General features: G+C 66.5%; 2 pseudogenes. Both read right to left on the bottom strand.

The window, feature by feature from the left end:
• Nucleotides 1–85: 85 nt before the first annotated feature.
• Nucleotides 86–1,291 (bottom strand): annotated as a pseudogene (locus tag V8688_RS31895) (IS1380 family transposase); the annotation flags it as partial.
• Nucleotides 1,290–1,512: pseudogene (locus tag V8688_RS31900) on the bottom strand (transposase); the annotation flags it as partial. The pseudogenes V8688_RS31895 and V8688_RS31900, both read right to left, overlap by 2 nt.

Raw genomic sequence — 1,512 nt, forward strand, 5'->3', positions numbered from 1 at the left:
CGCTGCGTCTATTTCATCGCGTGGGATCGAGAGGCTTGCGGGTTTGATGGAGGGGCTCGGACGTTCAGCGGCACGGCCGCACTGGCTATGTCGGGGCGGGCCTGAGGGCGGCGGCGATGATCCGGAACAGGGCGGCGTCGGGACAGGCGGAAGCGAAGGCGACCCGGATGCGGGAGGCGGTCTCGATGACGCGTGCGGCGACTTTGAGGAGCCGCAGGCGCAGGGTCGCGAACTCAGCGTTGGCAAGCGCGGCTGCCTTGGGGATGGCCTGCTGGATGCGCCACATCAGCCAGAATGCGGCGGTGTGCAGGATCAGCCGCATCTGATTGGCGTTGGCTGATCGGCATGACGTGCGATCGCTGGCGAGCTGGGCCTTGTGCAACTTGATGAGGTTTTCGGCCTGGCCGCGGGCGCAGTAGAGTGTGTCGTAGATGTGCTCGGCCGAGCCCTGCTCGAGCGAGGTGACGACGTAGCGGATATCCATGCCGAGCGTGCTGGCCTCGATCCGGGCGACGACACGGCGCTGGCATTTCCAGCTTTTCGCCCCGTAGCGGGTCTGGGCATAATTTCGCAGGACCACGTGCTGTTCCTCGGCCCGCTTGACCGCGCAGGCATCGGCAATCTTCACGATCTGTGGATCGGCGCGCAGCACAGCGTTGGTGGGCAGGCCGAAGACATAATCGATGCCCTGTGCCTCGCAGAAGTTCATGACCTCGGGTCTGCCGTAGTGGCCGTCGCCCCGGATCGTGATGTGGGTCGTGGGCCAGTGCCTCTGGATCTGCCGCACCAGGCGACGGATATGGCCCGCGGCCTCCGCGCCGCTCGGCGTCTTGCCGGTGCGCAGCAGCATGGCGACCGGCCGCCCCGTTGCCGTGTCGTAGACGTGGATCGGCAGGAAACAGCGCTCACCGTGATGCCCGTTCCAGAACGATAACTGCTGGTAGCCGTGCACGACATCGCAGGTGTCATCGATGTCCAGCGTCACCGCCTCGGGCGGGGATGGATAACTGGCGCAGTAGATGTCGACCATCGCGGCCATCATGCGGGCCAGCTCGCGCGTGGTGGGTGCGTTTTCCCAGCGGCTCATCGTCGGTTGGCTGGCAAGGCCCGCGCCCGAACCCGGTAGCTTGCCCAGCGCCAGGCGGAAGCCGGGATCGTCACGCAGGGCGTCGAGGTCGTCGGCGTCCTCGTAGCCGCAGGCAATCGCCAGAACCCGAGCCCGCAGGATGTCATCCAGCTTGTGGACCACCCGCGAAGGATCGCGCCGATCGGCGATGCAGGTGGCCAGCTGCCTGNAGGTCGTCGGCGTCCTCGTAGCCGCAGGCAATCGCCAGAACCCGAGCCCGCAGGATGTCATCCAGCTTGTGGACCACCCGCGAAGGATCGCGCCGATCGGCGATGCAGGTGGCCAGCTGCCTGCAGATGTCCATCTCGCGCTCGGCCTGCGCCAATAGCAGAACCCCGCCGTCCGACGTGATGCGACCGCCGTCGAAGGCAGCCGTGACTTTCTTG

The sequence above is a fragment of the Nocardia sp. No.11 genome (genome assembly GCF_038752175.1).
In the GTDB taxonomy this organism is placed as follows: domain Bacteria; phylum Actinomycetota; class Actinomycetes; order Mycobacteriales; family Mycobacteriaceae; genus Nocardia; species Nocardia canadensis.